Origin of the sequence: Ferruginivarius sediminum (genome assembly GCF_003344765.1) — a bacterium.
In the GTDB taxonomy this organism is placed as follows: Bacteria; Pseudomonadota; Alphaproteobacteria; order Kiloniellales; family Rhodovibrionaceae; genus Ferruginivarius; species Ferruginivarius sediminum.
In genome coordinates this window covers 90,495-110,038 of the sequence record NZ_QPMH01000008.1, presented here as the reverse complement: position 1 = coordinate 110,038, position 19,544 = coordinate 90,495, and the positions used below count along the sequence as shown (strand labels likewise).

Genomic DNA, 19,544 nt, shown 5'->3' with positions numbered 1-19,544 from the left:
AGCGCAGGGCGAACAGGAAAATGGCGGCCAGGAGCGCGGCGTTGAGCAGCCACCAGACGGTCAGTTGGCGCAGCGAATGGGACATGGGTTTCCTCAGTCGTATCTGAACCGTTCGGCGATGATCCGCCGGGCGGGGACCTTTCGCTTTAGCAGCGCGCCTTCCACCGTTTCCAGCATGGCCGGCGGCCCGCACAGGGCGTAGAGCCAGTCCGGCTTCGCACCGTATTCGAACACGGCATCGACGGCGGCGGCATCGACCATGCCGGTCAGGCCGTCCCACGCCGCCGGTGGTTCGGAAAGCACGTGGATCACGCGAAACCACGGTTGTTCGGCCAGCCGATCCAGTTCCTCGCGGTAGACGATCTGTTCGGCGCTGCGGTTTCCGTAGACCAGGATCACCGGCCCCGGCGCGCCCTCCGCCTCCATCTGGCGGAGCATGCTGAGCATGGGTGCGATCCCGACGCCGCCGGCGAACATGACGATGCCGGGCGCCTTGGGGTCGAGGAGGAGGTTGCCGAACGGGCCCTCTATGTATGCGCGCGTTCCGGGACGGATGTTCCCGAGGCTACCGGTAAAATCGCCGGCCTCCTTGATGACGAACTCGACCCGCTCCCCGGCGGTTGGAGCGGAGGCAATGGAGAATGGGTTCTCCGCCAGCGAGAAGGGGCTGTGGCCGACGTTCAGCCAGACGAACTGCCCCGCCTGGAAGTGAAACGCATGCTGGCCGTCCGGCTCTATCGTCAGTTCCCACGTCCGCTCCGCAACCGGACGCACCGAGCGCACCCGGTAAGGCCGGCCGAGTTGGCGCAGCGGCTTTACCACGTAGACCGTCAGCAGCGTCAGCACCGCAAGCGCGAACAGGACAACCCAGAGGCCGGCCAGGACCGGGTCGCCGCTGTAGCGCCCGGCGTCCAGCGCGTGATGCAGCGTCAATCCGGCGACCAGCAGGGCGCCGACGCCGTGTCCCAGGCGCCAGGCCTCGTAGCGATAAGGAATGTGGTCGCGGAAGATCGCGGTGAGCACCAGGACAAGGAACAGGATCCACGCGAGGACGCCGGTGGCGATGCTGGCCTCGCTCAGTCCCAGGCTGTGCAGGCCGGCGCTGTCCCAGGGCAGCGGATGCAATCTCAGCGGTGTCGCGTAGAGAAAGGGGTGGAGCAGCACGAACACCGCCGCCGTCCGGGCCAGCAACTGATGGAAGCGCATGGTGACGTCCATGCCGATTCGCGCGGAGATCGTTCGGAACCGTCCGGAAAGAACGAACTCCATCAGCATGATGGCAAAGGCGGTGAGTCCCAGGCCGCTGGCGATCTCGTCCATCACTGCGCGCGGTGGGTGCCCTTGCGCGGCGGCCATCAAGAGCGGCGCCGCCGCAATCGCCAAGTAGCCGATGACGAGCACTACGGGATGCAAAGACAACTCCTGTCCTGCTTACCTGGGGTGGGCGATCTAAACCTATAATAAAAATATTTTTAAAATGATGCTCAGATAAACAACCTCAGTATATCTATTGCAGAAAAATATTATATTGTAAAATGCGGAACATGCCCCATTTAATCAGTGTGATGTTTTTCGTGGATAAGCGCTTTGAAAAGTTACATCGGCGAAACGGCGTTTGGCGGCGGTCGCTGTTGGTTGTGGCGCCGAAGGGCTGATGACAGCCAGCACCATGCAGGACGACGTGGCATTGGCATGGATCAACGCATTCGCACAAATCTATGAATAGGATGCTGCAGCGCTTGACGAGAGGTTCTCCGCGATCCTGGTCCGGATGAAGCTCTCTATAAGAACATTCAGGAACGGTGTAGCAGCCTTGTCGAACTGACCTAGTGTTCAAGGGAAGCCAGCGTAAATATGCGTCGGATCAAATTTCGATTTTTCGCCAATGATTCTGCCCGATAGGGCAGAACCCTGTGATATTGGAGCCTTCCTCGACTCATGTCACTTTTGAACATACGCAAAATGCGATAGTTTTTAATTGGCTGGGCGGCGAAATTGGCGAAATTCATGCGAGGAACAATGTCCGTGGACAGCGCCCAGATTCAGACGACGCCGGAAACCGAGAGCACCAGTCTTCGCCGGGTGGTGGCGCCATTTCAAGGCCCCGTTCTTCGCGAAAGCCTGTCGCAGCTCGCGACCTCATTCGGCGGCTTCTTCGCGGTATGCACGGCGATGTACTTCGCCGTGGACATCTCTTTCTGGCTAGCGCTTGCGCTCGCCCCACTGGCTGCCGGCTTTCTGGTGCGCATCTTCATTATCCAGCATGATTGCGGGCATTTCTCTTTCTTTCGCTCGCGGCGCGCCAACGATGCGGTCGGGTTCGCCTGCAGCTTGCTGACAATGACACCGTACGTGTCCTGGCGCCGCCAGCATGCCGGCCACCACGGCATCTGGAACGATCTCGATCGCCGGCAAAGCGGGGCGGATATCTATTCGTCCTGCCTGACCGTTGCCGAGTATCGGGCACTCAGCCCCGGACAGCGCTGGTGGTATCGGACGACGCGGCATCCCCTGGTTGCCAATGTGCTGTTGCCGCCCCTGGTATTCCTGGTGCTCTACAGGTTTCCGTTCGATACGCCAAAAGACCGGAAGCGCGAGCGCCGGGCCGTTTATGTCACTGATCTTGCACTGCTTGGCGGGCTCGGCGCACTCGGCGTGGCGGTCGGTTTCGATCGTGTCGTCGCCGTACAGCTACCGGTTATTACCGTGGCGTCCATCATCGGCGTTTGGCTTTTCTCGGTTCAACACCGCTTCGAGGAGACGTGGTGGGTGCGCCACGACCAATGGCGATTCAAGGATGCCTCGCTTCTTGGGTCCTCCTACCTGCGATTGCCGCGGGTTTTGCAGTGGTTCACAGGCAATATCGGGTTCCATCACGTGCACCACCTGAACCCCCGCGTACCGAACTACCGGCTTCAGGCTTGCCACGAACGGATCGCGCCACTGTGTCGCATTCCGGTGTTGTCTCTGCGAGATGGCCTGCGGGCCTCGCGTTTCATCCTGTGGGATGAAGACCGTCAGCGGATGGTAACGTTTCGGGATGTGGACGGAAGAACCGACCGGTGGTTCTCGAAGCGGCGAATTCCCGCGCAGTCCGTGTCGACCGACCCCGCTTATACGGAATGACGACCTTAGCGAAGTGGCCTGCCCTTAACGAGAAGTCGAAACGCCGGCATTGTCTTCGCTGCCGGACGAGTTTCGAGAGTGCCTGGGCAGGAGAGCGGATCCGTGCCTCACGCACGCCCTTCAATACAATTCCTCCAGCTTTGGGCCATAGGCCTCGCGAATGCGGTGGCGGCGGATCTTGAGGGTGGGGGTCATCATGTCGTTGGCGACGGTGAAGGCCTCCGGGGCGACGGCAAAGCGGCGGACCTTCTCCGACTGCGCGACCTCCAGGTTCACGCGGCGGATGGCCTCCTGCATGACGCCGCGGAATTCCTCGTCGGCCGAGAGCTGGGCGAGGTCGCAGGGCTTGCCGTGGGACTTCGCCCATTCGACAGCGAACTCCTCGTCCGGTACCAGCAGCGCCACAAGGTGCGGGCGCTTGTCGCCATAGACCATCGCCTGGCCGATCTCCGGCTGGCGGGTGAGGAAGCCTTCCACCCTTGCCGGCGACAGGGTGTCGCCGCCCGAAAGGACGACGATGTCCTTCTTGCGGTCGGTGATGCGGATGTAGCCGTCGTCGTCGATGGTCGCCAGGTCGCCGGTATGCAGCCAGCCGTCGACAATGGTCTCGGCCGTGTGCTCCGGCATTCGCCAATAGCCCTTCATCACCATCGGGCCGCGCACCAGAAGCTCGCCGTCGGAGGCCAGCCTCGCCTCGACGCCGACCAGCGGCGGGCCGACGCTGTCCAGCTTCGGCTTGTCCGGCGGGTTGCAGGAGATGATGGGCGCCGCCTCGGTCTGGCCATACCCCTGCAGGATGCGCAGGCCCAGCGCCTGGAAGAAGATGCCGATGTCGGGGTTGAGCGCGGCGCCGCCGGAGATCATGCCCTTCAAACGGCCGCCGAAGCGATCGCGAACCTTGTCGCGAACCAGCTTGTCCAGAACCCGGTCCTGTACCCACTCGAGCGGCCCGAGCCGCTTGCCGTGATAGCGCTTGCGGCCGAGGTCCAGCGCGCGCTGAAACATCTTGCGCCGAAGCGGCGAGGCCTTGTTCACGCCGCGGATGATACGTTGATAGAGCGACTCGTAGAGACGCGGCACCGCCGTCATGATGGTCGGGCGGACCTCGCCAAGCTCGCCGCTCAGATGCTCGACCCCGCGAGAGTAGTAGATCTGCGCGCCGATCGTCATCGGGAAGAACTGGCCGGCCGTATGCTCGTAGGCGTGGGAGAGCGGCAGGAAGGACAGGAAGCTCTCGTTCTCCTCCAGGCCCAGCATGGAAAGGAGCTGGAACGCCATCTTGCCGTTCGACAGCAGGTTGCCGTGCGTCAGCATCACCCCCTTGGGCGCCCCGCCGGTGCCGGAGGTGTAGATGAAGCAGGCGACGTCGTCGCGCCCGATGGCGGCGACCCGCTCGTCCACGTCGTCCGGCTGCTGGCCTCCCTGTTCCAGCACCACCTGCCAGTAGTGGACGGGGATGTCGCGATGCGCCTCGTCGCCGATATCCTCAATCGCGACGACCAGGCGACAGTCCGGCGCCCGCTCCGCCGGCGCCATTAGCGGCTGCGCCAGGCTCCGGGTGGAGACGACGGCCATCGCCGCTTCGCTGTCTTCCAAAATATGGGCGTGATCGGCCTCGGTATTGGTTGTATAGGCCGGGACGGTGATGGCGCCTGCGGCCATGATGGCGAGGTCGGCGATCAGGAATTCGGGCCGGCTTTCCGAGACCAGGACAACGCGCTCGCCCCGCTCCAGCCCGAGCGCGCGCAGGCCAAGCGAGAGCGCGCGCACCTGCCGCGCCACCTCGGCGTAGCTCGAGGACTGCCAGGATCCGTTGCGCTTGCTCCAGAGGAACGGGCGGTCGGACTCGCGCGCGGCGACCTCGAAAAAGGCCTCGGGCAGGCTTGTCCAGCGGTCGTAGTCCTGCGCCCTGGCGGACGCCCCCTTGTCCGTCATCTTGTTCTCCTTTGCGCAACCGCCCCGCCTTCCTGTCGGGCCGGTTCCCCCATGCGCGGCCAAGTTCTCTTGGCCGGGGCTTTATCGTGCCTTATATCGCAGGGGGTCAAGGAGGAGTCATATGGCCGATACCGCGAATGTCACGCAAGCGCGCAATGACACCGATCACGAGAATCTGGGCGAACTGCCGGAATGGGACCTGCGCGACCTCTATCCCGCGCCCGATTCGCCGGAGCTGAAGGACGATCTGGAGAGGGCGCGATATCTCGCGCGCAGCTTCCGGGAGGACTACGAAGGCCGCCTCGACGAGATCGACGGCGGCTCGCTTGGCGTGGCCGTGGAGCGCTACGAGGCGCTGCAGGAACAGCTTGGCCGGATCATGAGCTATGCCCAGCTCGTCTACTCTGGTGACATGTCGAACCCGGAGGTCGGGAAGCTCTATCAGTGGCTGCAGGAGACGGTCACGGCCATTTCCACGGACCTCGTTTTCTTCACACTCGAACTGAATAGCATCTCCGAGGAGGCGCTGGAGCGGAAGCTGGAGGATGAGCGGCTGGCGCGGTACCGGCCGTGGCTGCGCGACATCCGGGCGCTGCGCCCGCACCAGCTTTCCGACGAGCTGGAGCGCATGCTGCACGAGAAGCATGTCACCGGCCGGGCGGCCTGGGTGCGACTCTTCGATGAGACGATGGCGGGCCTGCGCTTTCCGCTGGACGGCGAGGAGCTGACGTCCTCCGAGATCCTGAACAAGCTGACCGGTCACGATCCCGCGACGCGCAAGGCGGCGGCGAAATCTTTCGGCAAGGTGCTGGGGGATAACGCGCGCACCTTCGCGCTGGTCCACAACACGCTGGCCAAGGACAAGGAGATCGAGGACACCTGGCGCGGATTCACCCGGCCGGTGTCGGAGCGCAACCTGCAGAACCGCGTGGAGGACGAGGTCGTCGACGCGCTGGTGAAGGCGGTGACGGACAGCTATCCGAACCTGGCGCACCGTTACTACAAGCTGAAAGCGCGCTGGTTCGGCGTCGACAAGCTGCCCTACTGGGACCGCAACGCACCGTTGCCGGAGGACGACGATCGCATCATCCCATGGCATCAGGCACGGCAGACCGTGCTGGGGGCCTATGGCGAGTTCTCCTCAACGCTGGCCGAGGTCGGGCAGCGTTTCTTCGACCGTCCGTGGATCGACGCGCCAACCCGTGCGGGCAAGGCGCCCGGTGCGTTCGCGCATCCGACGGTGCCCAGCGCGCATCCCTACCTGCTGCTGAACTACCAGGGCCGGTCGCGCGATGTGATGACCCTGGCGCACGAGCTGGGCCACGGCGTGCATCAGGTGCTGGCCGGCGGGCAGGGACACCTGATGGCGGATACGCCGCTGACGCTGGCCGAGACCGCCAGCGTGTTCGGCGAGATGCTGACCTTCCAGGCGATGCTGCGCGCGGAGAAGGACCCGAAGCGGCGCAAGGTGATGCTGGCCGGCAAGGTCGAGGACATGCTGAACACGGTGGTGCGCCAGATCGCCTTCCACATGTTCGAGACGCGCCTGCACGACGAGCGCCGCGAGGGCGAGGTCATGGCCTCGCGCATCGGCGAGATCTGGATGGAGACGCAACGTGAATCCCTGGGCCCGGTGTTCGAGTTCGACGAGGAGTACCAGTACTACTGGGCCTATATCCCGCACTTCATCCACGTGCCGTTCTACGTCTACGCCTATGCCTTCGGCGATTGCCTGGTGAACTCGCTCTACGCCGTCTACGAGAACGCGCCGGAGGGGTTCGTCGAACGCTACCTGGAGATGTTGCAAGCCGGCGGCACCAAGCGCCACCGCGAGCTGCTGGCGCCGTTCGGCCTGGATGCGTCCGACCCGGCGTTCTGGCACAAGGGACTGGACGTCATCTCCCGCATGATCGACGAACTGGAAGCCTTCGACTGACGGCCGCCGGGGCGGCGAGAAGGGGCGCAGCCTTCCTTCGTTGCCGCCGCGACGGCCGAAGGGGGGCTCTCATAGAGGTGACTCGTTCGAGCCATCCGTGGGTTTCAGCCGAACAGACCGGCCCATACCAGCCTGGCTGCCAATAGCGTGAGTACGATATTCAGAAGCCGGTGAAACCTGCGGTCTTGCAGGCGCACAAGCACTTGGCGTCCGATGAGCGTGCCGGCAAAACCACTGGCGATCATGCCGGCCAGCAGCGGCAGCCATGGCGCGAAGGCGAAGCCGAGGGCCCCGAAAGCGGCGATCTTGATGCCGTGCTGCAGGGACATGCAGGCCGAGAAGGTACCGACATGCGTCAGCCGGTCGAACTCCAGCCGCTTGACGATGGTCGCCACGAAGGGCCCGGTCGCCCCGAAGAACATGGTGAGAAAGCTGGACACGCCGCCGCCCAGCCACAATCCGGCGCGGCCCAGGTCCGGCTTCGGTCCCCAGACGGCATAGAGGATGAACAGGCCAAGCCCGGTGCGCACCCACGCCGGCGGCAGGTCCACGACAATCAGGCCACCCAGCGCCGCGCCGCCCAGACTGCCAATACCAAACCCCAGCAACGGCCCCACGCGCACATGACGGCGGAGCACCAGCGTCCGTCCCACGTTGGAGCCCGCCTGTACCACGCCATGCACCGGGATCAGCGCCGCCGGCGGCACCAGTACGGCCATCACCGCCAGAAGCACCACGCCCCCGCCGACGCCCACGGCCGCGGTCAGGAACGACGTGACTGCCGCCGTGGCAATCAGCACAGCCGCCGCGACGGCCGACAGTCCTGGCGGCAACAGCCCCGCAATCTCGGCTTCCATCCCCGACCCTCCGGCCGCCACGAACGCACGACGCGGCCGGTCTTGTCACGCCGAAGCGGGTAGAATGGCAATATCCTTGCGACGGGTGCTAACCGACTGAAAGGACTGGTGCCGGACCCGCCTCAGTTGCGTCCGCTGAGGAGGCCGCGGGTGATGACCTGGGCCTGGATTTCCGCCGCGCCCTCGAAGATGTTGAGGATGCGGGCGTCGCAGAGGATGCGGGAGATCTTGTATTCCAGCGCGTAGCCATTGCCGCCGTGCACCTGCAGAACGTTGTCGGCCACGCTCCAGGCGACACGGGCGCCCAAGAGCTTGGCCATGCCCGCCTCGATGTCGCAGCGGCGGTCGGAATCCTTCTCACGTGCGGCGGCGTAGGTGAGCTGTCGGGCCATCATGGTCTCCACGGCCGCCAGGGCGATCTTGCCGGCCACGCGCGGGAAGCGCACGATGGGCTTGCCGAACTGCACCCGGTCGATGGCATAACCCAGGCCAATCTCCAGCGCGTTCTGCGCCACGCCGACGGCGCGGGCGGCGGTCTGGATGCGCGCGGACTCGAAGGTCGCCATCAGGTGCTTGAAGCCCTCGCCCTCGCGGCCGCCCAGAAGGGCGCTTGCCGGGACCTCGAAGTCGTCGAAGGCGATCTCGTACTCCTTCATCCCGCGATAGCCCAGCACCTCGATCTCGCCGCCGGTCATGCCCTTGGCGGGGAAGGGCTCGGCGTCGGTGCCGCGCGGCTTTTCAGCCAGGAACATCGACAGGCCCTTGTAGCCGGGCTCGTCCGGGTTCGTGCGCGCCAGCAAAGTCATCAGGTCCGAGCGCGCGGCGTGGGTGATCCACGTTTTGTTGCCCCGAACCCTGTAGGTCTCGCCTGCCTTCACCGCCCGCGTGCGCAGCGAGCCGAGGTCGGAGCCGGTGTTCGGCTCGGTGAACACGGCGGTGGGCAGGATCTCGCCGCTGGCGATCTTCGGCAGGTAGTGCTGCTTCTGCTCCTCGGTGCCGCCCAGGCGGATCAACTCGGCGGCGATCTCGGAGCGGGTGCCAAGCGAGCCCAGGCCGATGTAGCCGCGCGACAGCTCCTCGGTGACGACGCACATCGCCGTCTTGCCCATGCCCAGTCCGCCGTAGTCCTCGGGCACGGTCAGGCCGAAGACGCCAAGCTCCGCAAGCTGCTGCACCACCTCGATGGGGATCAGCTCGTCCTTCAGGTGCCAGTCGTGCGCGGCGTCGGCGTGGCTGTCGGCGACCTTGCGGAACTGGTCGCGCACCATCTCCAACGTCTCGTCGCCCAGGCCCGGCTTGCCGAAGTCGCGTCCGTCGAAGCACTCGACCAGCAACTCGGCGATGCGCACGCGTGCGGCATTGGTGTTGCCCGACTGCTTCAGGGCCCGCACCGCCGCGTCGTCCTCGAACGCGCGAACGGCCTCGGGGTCCACATCAAGGTCGCCGGGGCGGACGATCTCGCCCTGGCTCATGGCGATGCCGCCGCTCATCTGGTGCAGGTACTCGCCGAAACCGACCTGAAGGATAAGCGTTTCCAGCTCGCCGAACTCGTGCGCGTCCCGCAGCCGCTGCGCCCAGGCCAGCGTCGCCTTCAACGCCGCCGTGTAGGTGGCCAGCCACGCATAGCCGTGCGCGGCGTGCTGCTCGCGCTCCACAAGTTCACCTTTCACCTTGCCCTCGGGGGCGACGATGCGGGCGAGCGAGGTCTTGGCGCTGTCGCGCAGCGTCTCGGCAGCGGCAAGCGCAGTCTCGCAGACGTAAAGCGGGTCGGCGATCGCGGGCTGTCCGGGCCCGGCCTCGGCGACGGCGACTTGGATCATCGGGGGGGGGCCTCCTGCTCGCAGGCGGAATCGTCGTGTCAGGCGGGACGGGCGCGGACCGGCGCAGGGTCCGCGCCCGTGACTGCCAGGAAGGGCGCGCGCCCTATTCCTCGACCGCGTCCTCCAGGGTCCGCAGGCCGGGGCGCTTGGCGCTCACCAGCACGGCCATGTTGCCGGGCTTGTGCTGGTTCTTCATCATCTTGGTGTGAGCGCGGGGGATGTCCTCCCACGAGAACACCTCCGACATGCAGGGGTCCACCCGGCGCTCGATCACCATGCGGTTGGCCTGGCTGGCCTGCAGCAGGTTCGCGAAGTGGCTGCCCTGGATACGCTTCTGCCGCATCCAGACGAAGCGCGCGTCGAACGTCAGGTTATAGCCGGTGGTGCCGGCGCAGAACACGACCATGCCGCCGCGCTTCACGATGAAGCAACTCACCGGGAAGGTCTGCTCGCCGGGGTGCTCGAAGACGAAATCGACGTCGTTGCCCTTGCCGGTGAACTCCCAGATCGCCTTGCCGAACTTGCGCACCTCTTTCATGTACGCGTTGAACTCGTCCGTGCCGACGTCGGGCAGGCGGCCCCAGCAGTCGAAGTCCTTGCGGTTGATGACGCCCTTGGCGCCAAGCTGCATGACGAAGTCGCGCTTGCTCTCGTCCGAGATCACGCCGATGGCGTTGGCGCCGGCGGCGGCGATGATCTGGATCGCCATCGAGCCCAGGCCGCCCGAGGCGCCCCAGACCAGCACGTTGTGGCCCGGCCGCAGGATGTGCGGACGATGGCCGAACAGCATGCGATAGGCCGTGGCGTGGGTCAGCGTGTAGCAGGCGCTCTCCTCCCAGGTCAGGTGCTTCGGCCGGGGCATGAGCTGGCGGTCCTGCACGCGGGCGAACTGCGCGAAGCTGCCGTCCGGCGTCTCGTAGCCCCAGATCCGCTGGCTGGGCGAGAACATCGGGTCGCCGCCGTTGCACTCCTCGTCGTCGCCGTCGTCCTGGTTACAGTGCACCACGACCTCGTCGCCGACCTTCCAGCGCTTCACCTTCGAGCCGACGGCCCAGACGATGCCCGAGGCGTCGGAGCCGGCGACGTGATAGTCCGCCTTGTGCACGTCGAAGACCGAAATCGGCTGGCCCAGCGCCGCCCAGACGCCGTTGTAGTTGACGCCCGCGGCCATCACCAGGATCAGCACGTCGTGGCTGTCCAGCGGCGGGGTCTCGACGACTTCCTCCACCATCGCCTGCTCGGGCTCGCCGTGCCGTTCGCGGCGGATCGCCCAGGCATGCATCTGCTTCGGAACGTGGCCCAGGGGCGGGATCTCGCCGACGTCGTAGAGATCCTTCTTCTCCTGGCCCCCGCGAAGGTTCACCACTTCGGCCGGCTCGCTCATCGCTTGCTCCCGTATTCTGTCCAACGCCATAAAGCCCAAACCTTTTGGGCACGGTGTGCGCACCCGATTTTCTTGACTCTTAGCGGGCGCCCATATCTTTTGCAATGCACAATCATCAATTTTTTGCTTAGTTAAGGCTTGAAACGCAAGAATGTGTCGTCAACGATGTGGCGTTCGTAAGAATACCGAAGGTGGGAGATTCTGATGGCCGAAGAACGCCGCAGCGCACAAAAAGACGGGGAGCAGTCGGTGCGCGATAAGCCCTGGATGATCCGAACCTATGCCGGTCATTCCAGCGCCCAGGCGTCGAACGCGCTGTATCGCAAGAACCTCGCCGCCGGTCAGACGGGGCTGTCGGTCGCCTTCGACCTGCCCACGCAGACGGGCTATGACGCCGACCACGCATTGGCGCGCGGCGAGGTCGGCAAGGTCGGCGTGCCCATCGGCCACATCGGCGACATGCAGGCGCTGTTCGAGGGCATCCCGCTGGATCGGATGAACACCTCGATGACGATCAACGCGACGGCGCCGTGGCTGCTGGCGCTCTACGTCGCGACGGCGGAGCGCAAGGGCATTGCCCGCGACAAGCTGTCGGGCACGGTGCAGAACGACATCATCAAGGAATACCTCAGCCGCGGCACCTATATCTTTCCGCCGCAGCCGTCGATGAAGCTGATCGGCGACGTCATCGCCTTCACCTACCGCGAGATCCCGAAGTGGAACCCGGTCAACGTCTGCTCCTACCACCTGCAGGAGGCGGGCGCGACGCCGCAGCAGGAGCTGGCCTTCGCGCTTGCCACCGCGCAGGCGGTGCTGGACGGGGTGAAGGCCGGCGGCCAGGTGCCGGAGGAGGACTTCCCGCGCGTGGTCGGGCGCATCTCGTTCTTCGTCAACGCCGGCCTGCGCTTCATCACCGAGATGTGCAAGATGCGCGCCTTCGTGCGCCTGTGGGACGAGATCGCGCGCGAGCGCTATGGCGTCGAGGAGGCGAAGTTCCGCCGCTTCCGCTATGGCGTGCAGGTGAACTCCCTGGGCCTGACCGAGCAGCAGCCGGAGAACAACGTCTACCGCATCCTGCTGGAGATGCTGGCCGTCGTGCTGTCCAAGGACGCGCGGGCGCGGGCGGTGCAGCTTCCGGCGTGGAACGAGGCGATGGGCCTGCCGCGCCCGTGGGACCAGCAGTGGTCGATCCGCCTGCAGCAGATCGTCGCCTACGAGACGGACCTGCTGGAATACGGCGACCTCTTCACCGGCTCGCCCGTGGTCGAGGCGAAGGTGGACGAACTGTGCGCCGCCGCCTGTGAGGAGCTGGACAGGATCGAGCGGATGGGCGGTGCCGTGGCAGCGGTGGACAACGCCTACATGAAGGAGCGGCTGGTGGAAGCGAACGCCGAGCGCCTGCGCCGCATCGAATCGGGCGAGCAGACCATCGTCGGGGTGAACGCCTATGCGGAGAGCGAGCCCTCGCCGCTGACGACCGGGGCGGACGGCAGCTTCCTGGCCGTCGACCCGAACGACGAGGCCGCGCAGATCGAAAGCCTGCACCGCTGGCGGGCGGAGCGCGACGACGCGGCCGCGACGGCCGCCCTGGAGGCGCTGAAAACGGCGGCCGCGGAAGGCCGCAATATCATGGAGCCCTCGATCCAGTGCGCTCATGCGGGCGTGACCACCGGCGAATGGGGCGACGCGCTGCGCCAGGTTTATGGCGAGTACCGCGCGCCCACCGGCCTTGGCGGCGTCGGCGGTCATGCCGAGGCGCCCGTGCGCATGGCCGACGTCCGGCAGCGTGTGGAAGAGGTCTCCGGCCGGCTCGGCCGGCGCCTGAAGATGCTGGTCGGCAAGCCGGGCCTGGACGGCCACTCCAACGGGGCGGAGCAGATCGCCGTGCGCGCCCGCGATGCCGGTTTCGAGGTGGTCTACGAGGGCATCCGCCTGACCCCGGCGCAAATCGTCGGCGCGGCGCTGGAGGAAGGCGTCCACGTCGTCGGCCTGTCCATCCTCTCCGGCTCCCACGTCTCGCTGGTGCAGGACGTCATGCAGCGCCTGGAACGCCAGGGCCTGAGCGATATCCCCGTCATCGTCGGCGGCATCATCCCCGAGGAGGACGCCAAGGCCATGAAAGCCGCCGGCGTCGCCGCCGTCTACACGCCGAAGGACTACGACATGACGGCGATCATGGCCGAGGTGGTGGACATCGTCGACCGGGCGACGCGGGAGGCGGCGTAGAATCCCGCAAAGCCTCTTGAACCTTGCAATTGGCTGTTATTCAAGCCATTGTCTTGTACAGATTTAGGTACAGGTGTGGCTATGAAAGTGGTGTCTTTCAGCGAAGCGCGAAACAAGCTCAAGGCGTTGTGCGATGAGGTTCGCGCAAGCCATAAGCCTGTGCACATTCATCGGCGCGGCGGCGATGATGTCGTTATCGTGTCCGCGGACGACTGGGAGGCGTTGGAGGAGACGCTCCATATAGCATCCATTCCAGGAGCCTCTGAGCGGCTGCGAAATCCCGGCGATTTCAAGGCCCTGACCCCCTTCTCTCGCGAAGCTTTTGATCGGATGATCGAAGAGGAGCGCCGGTTGATGGAAACAGAGGCCGGAACCTCTAATTCCGTTTGATCGCTTGTGCGCAGGGTTGAATTTTCGTCTGTGGCGCGCCGCCAACTGGCACGCGTCGCCAAAAAACGGCCTGAGTTACTATCTGCCGTCTTCGAATCCGTTGCTGACCTGCGGCTTGATCCCTTTGGTGGTTTAAACAAGCCGGAGCCATTACGCGGGAGCTATCAGGGATACTGGTCAATCAGGCTGAATAAGAAAGACAGGCTCGTCTACACTGTGGCCGATGACAGCATCTTGGTCTATAGCGTGGAGGGCCACTACAACGACCATTGACCGTCGCCCTACCGCCGCTCCCATTCCTGGAAGAACGCCTTCATTTCTCCGTCCGGAATCGCCTGTTCGGCATAGGTGAAGGTGCCCTTGTCGGCGATTTCGGCGGCAGCCTCGCGGACGGCGGCGAGGGTGCGGCGGGCGATGGAGCCGCCGACGCTGATCCGCTTGACGCCAAGCTCCGCCAGTTCCGCCACGCTGAGAGCCGAGCCGGCAAGCCCCATGACCACGTTCACCGGTCCGTCGACCTCGCGCACCAGAGCGGCGATGGTCGGTTTGTCCTTCGTGCCCGGCGCGAACAGGCAGTCGGCGCCAGCCTCGCGGTAGCGGTTCAGACGCTCGACGGTCTCCGCGAACGGCTCGGCCACGCCCAGCATGAACGGATCGGCGCGGGCGGTGAGGGTGAAGGGAACGCCACCGGCGTCGGCGGCCTCGCGGGCGGCGCGGATTCGCTCGGCCGCGTGCTCGATATTGTAAAGCGGCTTGTCGGCATCGCCCGTATGGTCCTCGATGTTGCCCCCCACCATGCCGGCCGCCATGGCCGCGCGGATGGTCTCCGCAACCTCCTCCGGTGCGTCGCCATAGCCGTTTTCGAGGTCGCCGCTGACCGGCAGGTCCACGGCATTCGCCACGCGGCTGTAGGCGTCAAGCATTGCTGCCCGGGGCACGGTGTACTGGTAGTCGGGCACGCCGTTGACGTAGTTGACCCCCGCGCTGGTCGTGCCCAGCGCCTTGAACCCCGCCGCGGCCAGCAGTCTCGCGCTGCCCGCGTCCCAGGCGTTCGGCATCACGAAGGTGCCGGCTTCCAGGTGCAGGTCGCGGAAGATGCGGCCCTTGCGGGCAAGGTCGGCGGTCATGGCGGTCCCCACTGACATACGTTAAGATGGCGATCGGCCCAGTCTACACGCCGTGCGCGTATCCGCATACGGCTTCGGCAGCGTGTGGGAACGGGCACTTGTCTGCAATCGCATCTTTCATGGGATCCAGGTTGTTCGGTGTTTGTGTGAGCGGGTTGTTTCCGGCGCGACACGGTGTTTTCACCGCCACGTAATTGGCGGCCGCTTTCGTGCGGCCTATGTTTCGGGCGCACGATGAACGCCGCCCAAGGGCGTATCGCCGGAGGTCGAAGTGTCGAATGCCGTTCACGCCGCGGCGCTGTCCACGCTTGCGCTGCCCTTCGTTGTGGCGCTGGGCGTGGCGCTGCTTGTCTGGCGCACGGGTATCGGCGGGCGTGCCGGGCTTGCCGTGGCGCTGGGCGTTCTCGCAGGGGCGACGGCGGGCGAGATCGCGGTCGCCGGCTGGCCCGCGCTGCCGCCCATCGGCGCCATCGACAAGCTGCCATGGCTTGCCCTTGCCGGCGCCGCGCTGGGGCTTGTCAGCGCCCGGCTGCGCGACGCGCGGACACGCCTGCTCCTCGCGGCCGCCGGGGCGGCGGGCGTGGTGCTGTGGCTGGGCTGGCCCCGGCTTGGCGTCCCGGACGCGCAGGCCTGGGTGGCGGCGATCCTGGTCTGGGCGGGTGCATCCTATGCCTTGAGCCGCTTGGGGGAGGTGGCGAGCCCCGGTGGGGCGCTGTTGCTGGTCATCGGGTCGTTCGCCGCCGCCGGCGTGGCGTTCTATGGCTCGTCCTACAAGATGGCGCAGCTCGTCAGCGTTCTCGCCGCCGCGACCGCCGGGGCGATGGCCGGGGCGGGGGCCGCCGGGCCCGGTTTGGGGCATGCGGGTCGGCTCGCGGCGGCCCTGCCGCTGGTCGGATTGGTGACGATCCTGGCGCTTTATACGCAGTCGGAGCCGTTCGCCATGCTGCTGTTGCTGCCGGTGTTCCTGGCAGATTCGGCACGGCGAAGGCTGGCGGGTGCGGGCGCAGGAACGCCGCTGACGCTGCTGCTTCTGGGTGGGCTGGCGCTGGTGCCGGCGTGCGCCGCCGTGGCCGTGGCGTACTGGCGCTCGGGCTCTCTCTATTTCTAGGAGGTGGATGGCATGCAGTGGCGCAACGATCATAGCCGCTATGGCGCCCTGGCGCAGGCGTTCCACTGGGTCATCGCCGCGGGCTTCGTCTTTCAGTTCGCGCTGGCCTGGTACATGGAGGATCTGCCGAACACGCCGGCCAAGATCGAGCTTTACAACCTGCACAAGTCGGTGGGCGTCACCTTGCTGGTGCTGGCTGCGCTGCGCCTTGCCTGGCGCGCGTTCAATCCGGTCCCGCCGTTGCCCGCAGGCCGGCCGAGGTGGGAGGAACTGGCCGCGCGGGTGAGCCACTTCGCGCTTTACGCCTTGCTGTTCGCACAGCCGATCACCGGCCTCGTGTTTTCCCTTTATGCCGAGTTCCCGACGATCGTCTGGGGCTGGACCCTGCCCGATCCGGGTTTCGACGAGGCCACCAAGAATGCCTTCTTCGCGGCGCACTTCTACCTGTCGTGGGCGGTGCTGGCCCTTGTCGGCGTCCACATCGCCGCGGCGCTGCGCCACCACATCGTGCTGAAGGACGACGTGCTGCTGCGGATGCTGCCCGCGCGCGGCAGGCAGACGGCGCGTGCGCGGGCAAAGCAAACGGGAGTTTGAATTGATGCGTTTCCTCGCTGTCGTTTTCGTGCTCTTCCTGGCCACCGCGCCGGCGCTGGCGCAGGTGCCGAAGTGGAACGTGGACCACGCCGAAAGCCGGGTGGGCTTCACCGCCTGGCAGTCGGGCACGCCGGTGCCGGGCGCGTTTGAATCCTTCAAGGCGGACATCCGCTTCGACCGTGACCGCCCGGAGGAAAGCAGCGTCGACGTTCGGATCGATATCGCGAGCGTCAGCACCGGCTCGATGGACCGCGACCAGACGATCAAGTCGCCGTCGCTGTTCCATGCGCGGGAATTTCCCACGGCCCGCTTCAAGGCGGACAGCTTCGTTCGTGGCGAGGGCGATACCTACATCGCGCAAGGCGAATTGACGATGCGCGGGGAAACCCATCCGGTCGATCTGCCGTTCAACCTTCAGATAGATGAAAACGTCGGCGAGCTGCGTGCAGTCGCGGATGGAGAGGTGACCGTGCAACGTCTGCGCTGGGGGATCGGACAAGGACAGTGGGAGGACACCTCGATGGTCCCCAACGACGTGCGGATCGAGATCCGCATCGTCGCCACGCGGCCAGTCGACTAAGGTGTATCGCCGGTACCGGAATGGGTACGATGCCGCGTCAGTTGTGTTATGCTGCGCGAACAGGTCATACGAGGGGAGGCTCCGAGATGAAAGCGAAGCTGGTTGCCGTTGCGTCCGTGCTTTCCATCCTGTCGGCGTCCGCCGTCGCGATTGCGGCCGAGCCGAAGGATGCCGTCGAGTATCGTCAGGCCGTCATGGCATCCCTGGGCGGGCACGCCGGCGCCATCAGCCGAATCGTCAAGCAACAGGTCGACTATGACCACATCGCCCAGCATGCCGAGGCGATTGCGGCCACCGCGCCTCTGGTGGAGGACATCTGGCCCGACAACTCCAAGCCGGGCGACTACGAGAAGACCGACGCGCTGGCGAAGATCTGGGACGAGCCCGATGCATTCCAGGAAAAGGTCGACAAGCTGAAGGTCGAGGCCGAGGATTTCCTTGCCGTGGCGAAGGGTGGCGATCAGGGTGAGGTCATCGCGGCGTTCAAGGAGCTTGGCCAGTCTTGCGGCGGCTGTCACGACGACTATCGCGCCGAATAGGTTTCCTGCTCCGCATCCTCGCGCCATTGCTGGCGGCTGTCGCATGGACGGCCGCAGCACCCGCGCAGGAGCTGACGGATGGCGGTGTCGAGGCTGCGCCCGAGGCCGACAGCGCAATCGCGCGCGGGAAGTATATCCTGTACGCGGCGGGCTGCGTGACCTGCCACAGCAGCGAGGACGAGGGTGCCATGCCGCTGGCCGGCGGCCGGGCGCTGGAAACGCCGTTCGGCACGTTTCATACGCCGAACATTACCCCGCACCAGACGATGGGTATCGGCCAGTGGTCGGAAACCGACTTCCTGCGCGCCCTGCGCCGCGGGCTCTCGCGGAACGGCTCACCCTACTATCCGGCCTTTCCCTATACCTCCTACGCCGGCATGACGGTGCAGGACGCGCGCGACCTGTTCAGCTATCTGCGCAGCCTGCAGCCGGTTGCGAACGCCGTCCCGGACCACGATTTGGCGTTTCCCTATAATTTCCGGCTGGCGCTGTGGCCGTGGCGCTGGCTGTACTTCGATTCGGCCCCATTCCAGCCCGATCCGGACCGCAGCGCCGAGTGGAACCGCGGCGCCTATCTGGTGAACCACCTTGGCCATTGCGGCGAGTGCCACACGCCGCGGAACGCCCTTGGCGCAAAGGACGAGGCGCGGCATCTGGCGGGCAATCCCGAAGGCCCGGAGGGCAAGGCCGTTCCGAACATCACGCCGCACGAGGCCAACGGCGTCGGCGATTGGGACACGGCCGACCTGACGTTCTTCCTGAAGACCGGCTTTCTGCCCGACGGCGACGTGGCCGGTGGCGGCATGAACAGCGTGATCGAAGACTCAACGGGCCATCTGACGGATGCCGACCTCAATGCCATCGCCACCTACCTGCAAAGCCTGAAGCCGATGGCGGACGCGGGAGGCCAGTAGAGGGCCTCCTTCGTCAACAGTGATTTCACGAATCGTTGGTTTGACCGGACCGGCGGGCATGGCAATTGAGTCCATGCACGCCGCGATGCGATGCGGCATCCGGACAATAACGGACTGGAAGGGATTCCCATGCGCACCCTCAAGGCTTTCGCGATTTCCGCGGCCGCTGCCGCCGTTGTTGGCCTGGCCTCCACGGCGCAGGCCGAGCCCAGGACCTTCGAGGTGGACCCGTCGCACACCAACATCCTCTTCACGATCAGCCACTTCGGCTATTCGAACATGATCGGGCAGTTCCAGGAGTTCGCCGGCGAATTCACGTTCGACAAGGACGCGCCGGAAACCTCGCAGGTCAGTCTGACGATCCAGGCCGACAGCCTTGATACCGACCACGAGAAGCGCGACGAGCACCTGAAGGGGCCAGACTTCCTCAACGCCGGGGAATACCCCACGATCACCTTCGAATCGACGGGCATCGAGGTGACGGGCGAGAGCACGGGCAAGCTGATGGGCGACCTCACGATGCATGGCCGTACCAGGCCGGTCACGCTTGACGCCACCTTCAACAGAATGGCTCCGCACCCAATCCCAGCCTACGACGGCGTGCTTGTGGCTGGTTTCTCGGCGCGCGGCACGATCAAGCGCTCGGACTGGGGTGTGAGTGCCTATGCGCCGAACATCAGCGACGAGATGAAGCTGATCATCGAGGTCGAGGGCCACGAGAAGGAAGCGTCCGAATAGAGCCCGGAGTGCCCTCCATAGGACGCGACTCGGATCGGCGCGGCCAGCGATATGGGGCGGCATGGTCCGTCCGTCCGGTGGCCGCGCCAGCGTTGGTACGAAGTGAAGATTCTCACAGTTGCAGGGGACAAGCCTGGGGACAAACGCTGTGAAGCGAAGCGCGCAGCGACCTGCTTTGGCCTGCCCAATTCGTAATCACCTGAACGGTCTCGTTCAGCCGCCTTGACCGCGCGCCCGCGGCCTCGTAACCTCGGCCACGCTATGTGTCTC

General features: G+C 65.5%; 17 protein-coding genes. 11 read left to right on the top strand and 6 right to left on the bottom strand.

Going from position 1 to position 19,544, the window contains the following annotated elements; all coding sequences use genetic code 11:
* Positions 1 to 93: 93 nt before the first annotated feature.
* The gene (locus DRB17_RS10595; RefSeq protein ID WP_147274879.1) at positions 94 to 1,413 is read right to left on the bottom strand and encodes a ferredoxin reductase family protein; all 1,320 of its coding nucleotides are present in this window, start codon (positions 1,411 to 1,413) and stop codon (positions 94 to 96) included.
* Positions 1,414 to 2,019: 606 nt separating this feature from the next.
* Between DRB17_RS10595 and DRB17_RS10590 the strand changes: the two genes are divergently transcribed.
* Positions 2,020 to 3,126, top strand: coding sequence for a fatty acid desaturase family protein (locus tag DRB17_RS10590; RefSeq protein ID WP_114582172.1), 1,107 nt, complete (start codon positions 2,020 to 2,022; stop codon positions 3,124 to 3,126).
* A 120-nt stretch (positions 3,127 to 3,246) separates the two neighbouring features.
* Here DRB17_RS10590 and DRB17_RS10585 read toward each other — a convergent pair whose 3' ends face one another.
* Positions 3,247 to 5,061, bottom strand: a complete 1,815-nt coding sequence (locus DRB17_RS10585; protein WP_114582171.1) for an AMP-dependent synthetase/ligase — start codon at positions 5,059 to 5,061, stop codon at positions 3,247 to 3,249.
* 121 nt (positions 5,062 to 5,182) lie between these two features.
* Between DRB17_RS10585 and DRB17_RS10580 the strand changes: the two genes are divergently transcribed.
* The gene (locus tag DRB17_RS10580; RefSeq protein WP_114582170.1) at positions 5,183 to 6,997 is read left to right on the top strand and encodes a M3 family oligoendopeptidase; all 1,815 of its coding nucleotides are present in this window, start codon (positions 5,183 to 5,185) and stop codon (positions 6,995 to 6,997) included.
* Positions 6,998 to 7,101: 104 nt separating this feature from the next.
* Here the strand turns inward: DRB17_RS10580 and DRB17_RS10575 are convergent, their stop codons facing one another.
* The 3 genes from DRB17_RS10575 to ccrA all read right to left on the bottom strand — a co-directional run bounded on the left by DRB17_RS10575 (position 7,102) and on the right by ccrA (position 11,058).
* A complete protein-coding gene (locus DRB17_RS10575) occupies positions 7,102 to 7,854 on the bottom strand; it encodes a TSUP family transporter (protein ID WP_114582169.1) in 753 nt (250 codons plus the stop codon).
* A 122-nt stretch (positions 7,855 to 7,976) separates the two neighbouring features.
* Positions 7,977 to 9,674 (bottom strand): acyl-CoA dehydrogenase family protein, encoded by a 1,698-nt coding sequence (locus DRB17_RS10570; RefSeq protein ID WP_114582168.1) that lies wholly within the window; start codon positions 9,672 to 9,674, stop codon positions 7,977 to 7,979.
* A 103-nt stretch (positions 9,675 to 9,777) separates the two neighbouring features.
* A complete protein-coding gene (gene ccrA, locus DRB17_RS10565) occupies positions 9,778 to 11,058 on the bottom strand; it encodes a crotonyl-CoA carboxylase/reductase (protein WP_114582167.1) in 1,281 nt (426 codons plus the stop codon).
* A 204-nt stretch (positions 11,059 to 11,262) separates the two neighbouring features.
* On the opposite strand from ccrA, the gene DRB17_RS10560 reads away from it, so the two are divergent.
* From DRB17_RS10560 to DRB17_RS10550, 3 genes are all read left to right on the top strand, one after another.
* Positions 11,263 to 13,284, top strand: a complete 2,022-nt coding sequence (locus DRB17_RS10560; RefSeq protein ID WP_114582166.1) for a protein meaA — start codon at positions 11,263 to 11,265, stop codon at positions 13,282 to 13,284.
* An 81-nt stretch (positions 13,285 to 13,365) separates the two neighbouring features.
* Positions 13,366 to 13,674, top strand: a complete 309-nt coding sequence (locus tag DRB17_RS10555; protein WP_114582165.1) for a type II toxin-antitoxin system Phd/YefM family antitoxin — start codon at positions 13,366 to 13,368, stop codon at positions 13,672 to 13,674.
* Positions 13,675 to 13,704: 30 nt separating this feature from the next.
* Positions 13,705 to 13,947, top strand: coding sequence for a Txe/YoeB family addiction module toxin (locus DRB17_RS10550; RefSeq protein WP_206607853.1), 243 nt, complete (start codon positions 13,705 to 13,707; stop codon positions 13,945 to 13,947).
* Between the two features lie 8 nt (positions 13,948 to 13,955).
* Here DRB17_RS10550 and DRB17_RS10545 read toward each other — a convergent pair whose 3' ends face one another.
* Positions 13,956 to 14,801, bottom strand: a complete 846-nt coding sequence (locus tag DRB17_RS10545; protein WP_114582163.1) for an isocitrate lyase/PEP mutase family protein — start codon at positions 14,799 to 14,801, stop codon at positions 13,956 to 13,958.
* Positions 14,802 to 15,072: 271 nt separating this feature from the next.
* On the opposite strand from DRB17_RS10545, the gene DRB17_RS10540 reads away from it, so the two are divergent.
* The 6 genes from DRB17_RS10540 to DRB17_RS10515 all read left to right on the top strand — a co-directional run bounded on the left by DRB17_RS10540 (position 15,073) and on the right by DRB17_RS10515 (position 19,274).
* Positions 15,073 to 15,909 carry a hypothetical protein gene (locus DRB17_RS10540; RefSeq protein ID WP_114582162.1) on the top strand — a complete coding sequence of 279 codons (837 nt, stop codon included), beginning with the start codon at positions 15,073 to 15,075 and terminating at the stop codon, positions 15,907 to 15,909.
* Positions 15,910 to 15,921: 12 nt separating this feature from the next.
* Positions 15,922 to 16,503, top strand: coding sequence for a cytochrome b (locus DRB17_RS10535; protein ID WP_114582161.1), 582 nt, complete (start codon positions 15,922 to 15,924; stop codon positions 16,501 to 16,503).
* 4 nt (positions 16,504 to 16,507) lie between these two features.
* Positions 16,508 to 17,083, top strand: coding sequence for a YceI family protein (locus tag DRB17_RS10530; protein ID WP_147274878.1), 576 nt, complete (start codon positions 16,508 to 16,510; stop codon positions 17,081 to 17,083).
* An 86-nt stretch (positions 17,084 to 17,169) separates the two neighbouring features.
* A complete protein-coding gene (locus tag DRB17_RS10525; protein WP_161958780.1) occupies positions 17,170 to 17,622 on the top strand; it encodes a c-type cytochrome in 453 nt (150 codons plus the stop codon).
* A complete protein-coding gene (locus DRB17_RS10520; protein WP_241503808.1) occupies positions 17,586 to 18,536 on the top strand; it encodes a c-type cytochrome in 951 nt (316 codons plus the stop codon). Before DRB17_RS10525 ends, DRB17_RS10520 begins: the two co-directional genes overlap by 37 nt.
* Before the next feature lie 129 nt (positions 18,537 to 18,665).
* Complete coding sequence (locus DRB17_RS10515) at positions 18,666 to 19,274, top strand: YceI family protein (RefSeq protein ID WP_114582241.1); 609 nt, start codon at positions 18,666 to 18,668, stop codon at positions 19,272 to 19,274.
* Positions 19,275 to 19,544: the final 270 nt, after the last annotated feature.

Excerpts from the sequence above, each read along its gene's own strand:
- DRB17_RS10590 (WP_114582172.1), top strand. The coding sequence starts at position 2,020 with ATGTCCGTGGACAGCGCCCAGATTCAGACGACGCCGGAAACCGAGAGC.
- DRB17_RS10585 (WP_114582171.1), bottom strand. The coding sequence starts at position 5,061 with ATGACGGACAAGGGGGCGTCCGCCAGGGCGCAGGACTACGACCGCTGG.
- DRB17_RS10580 (WP_114582170.1), top strand. The coding sequence starts at position 5,183 with ATGGCCGATACCGCGAATGTCACGCAAGCGCGCAATGACACCGATCAC.
- DRB17_RS10575 (WP_114582169.1), bottom strand. The coding sequence starts at position 7,854 with ATGGAAGCCGAGATTGCGGGGCTGTTGCCGCCAGGACTGTCGGCCGTC.
- DRB17_RS10570 (WP_114582168.1), bottom strand. The coding sequence starts at position 9,674 with ATGATCCAAGTCGCCGTCGCCGAGGCCGGGCCCGGACAGCCCGCGATC.
- ccrA (WP_114582167.1), bottom strand. The coding sequence starts at position 11,058 with ATGAGCGAGCCGGCCGAAGTGGTGAACCTTCGCGGGGGCCAGGAGAAG.
- DRB17_RS10560 (WP_114582166.1), top strand. The coding sequence starts at position 11,263 with ATGGCCGAAGAACGCCGCAGCGCACAAAAAGACGGGGAGCAGTCGGTG.
- DRB17_RS10555 (WP_114582165.1), top strand. The coding sequence starts at position 13,366 with ATGAAAGTGGTGTCTTTCAGCGAAGCGCGAAACAAGCTCAAGGCGTTG.
- DRB17_RS10545 (WP_114582163.1), bottom strand. The coding sequence starts at position 14,801 with ATGACCGCCGACCTTGCCCGCAAGGGCCGCATCTTCCGCGACCTGCAC.
- DRB17_RS10535 (WP_114582161.1), top strand. The coding sequence starts at position 15,922 with ATGCAGTGGCGCAACGATCATAGCCGCTATGGCGCCCTGGCGCAGGCG.
- DRB17_RS10530 (WP_147274878.1), top strand. The coding sequence starts at position 16,508 with ATGCGTTTCCTCGCTGTCGTTTTCGTGCTCTTCCTGGCCACCGCGCCG.
- DRB17_RS10525 (WP_161958780.1), top strand. The coding sequence starts at position 17,170 with ATGAAAGCGAAGCTGGTTGCCGTTGCGTCCGTGCTTTCCATCCTGTCG.
- DRB17_RS10515 (WP_114582241.1), top strand. The coding sequence starts at position 18,666 with ATGCGCACCCTCAAGGCTTTCGCGATTTCCGCGGCCGCTGCCGCCGTT.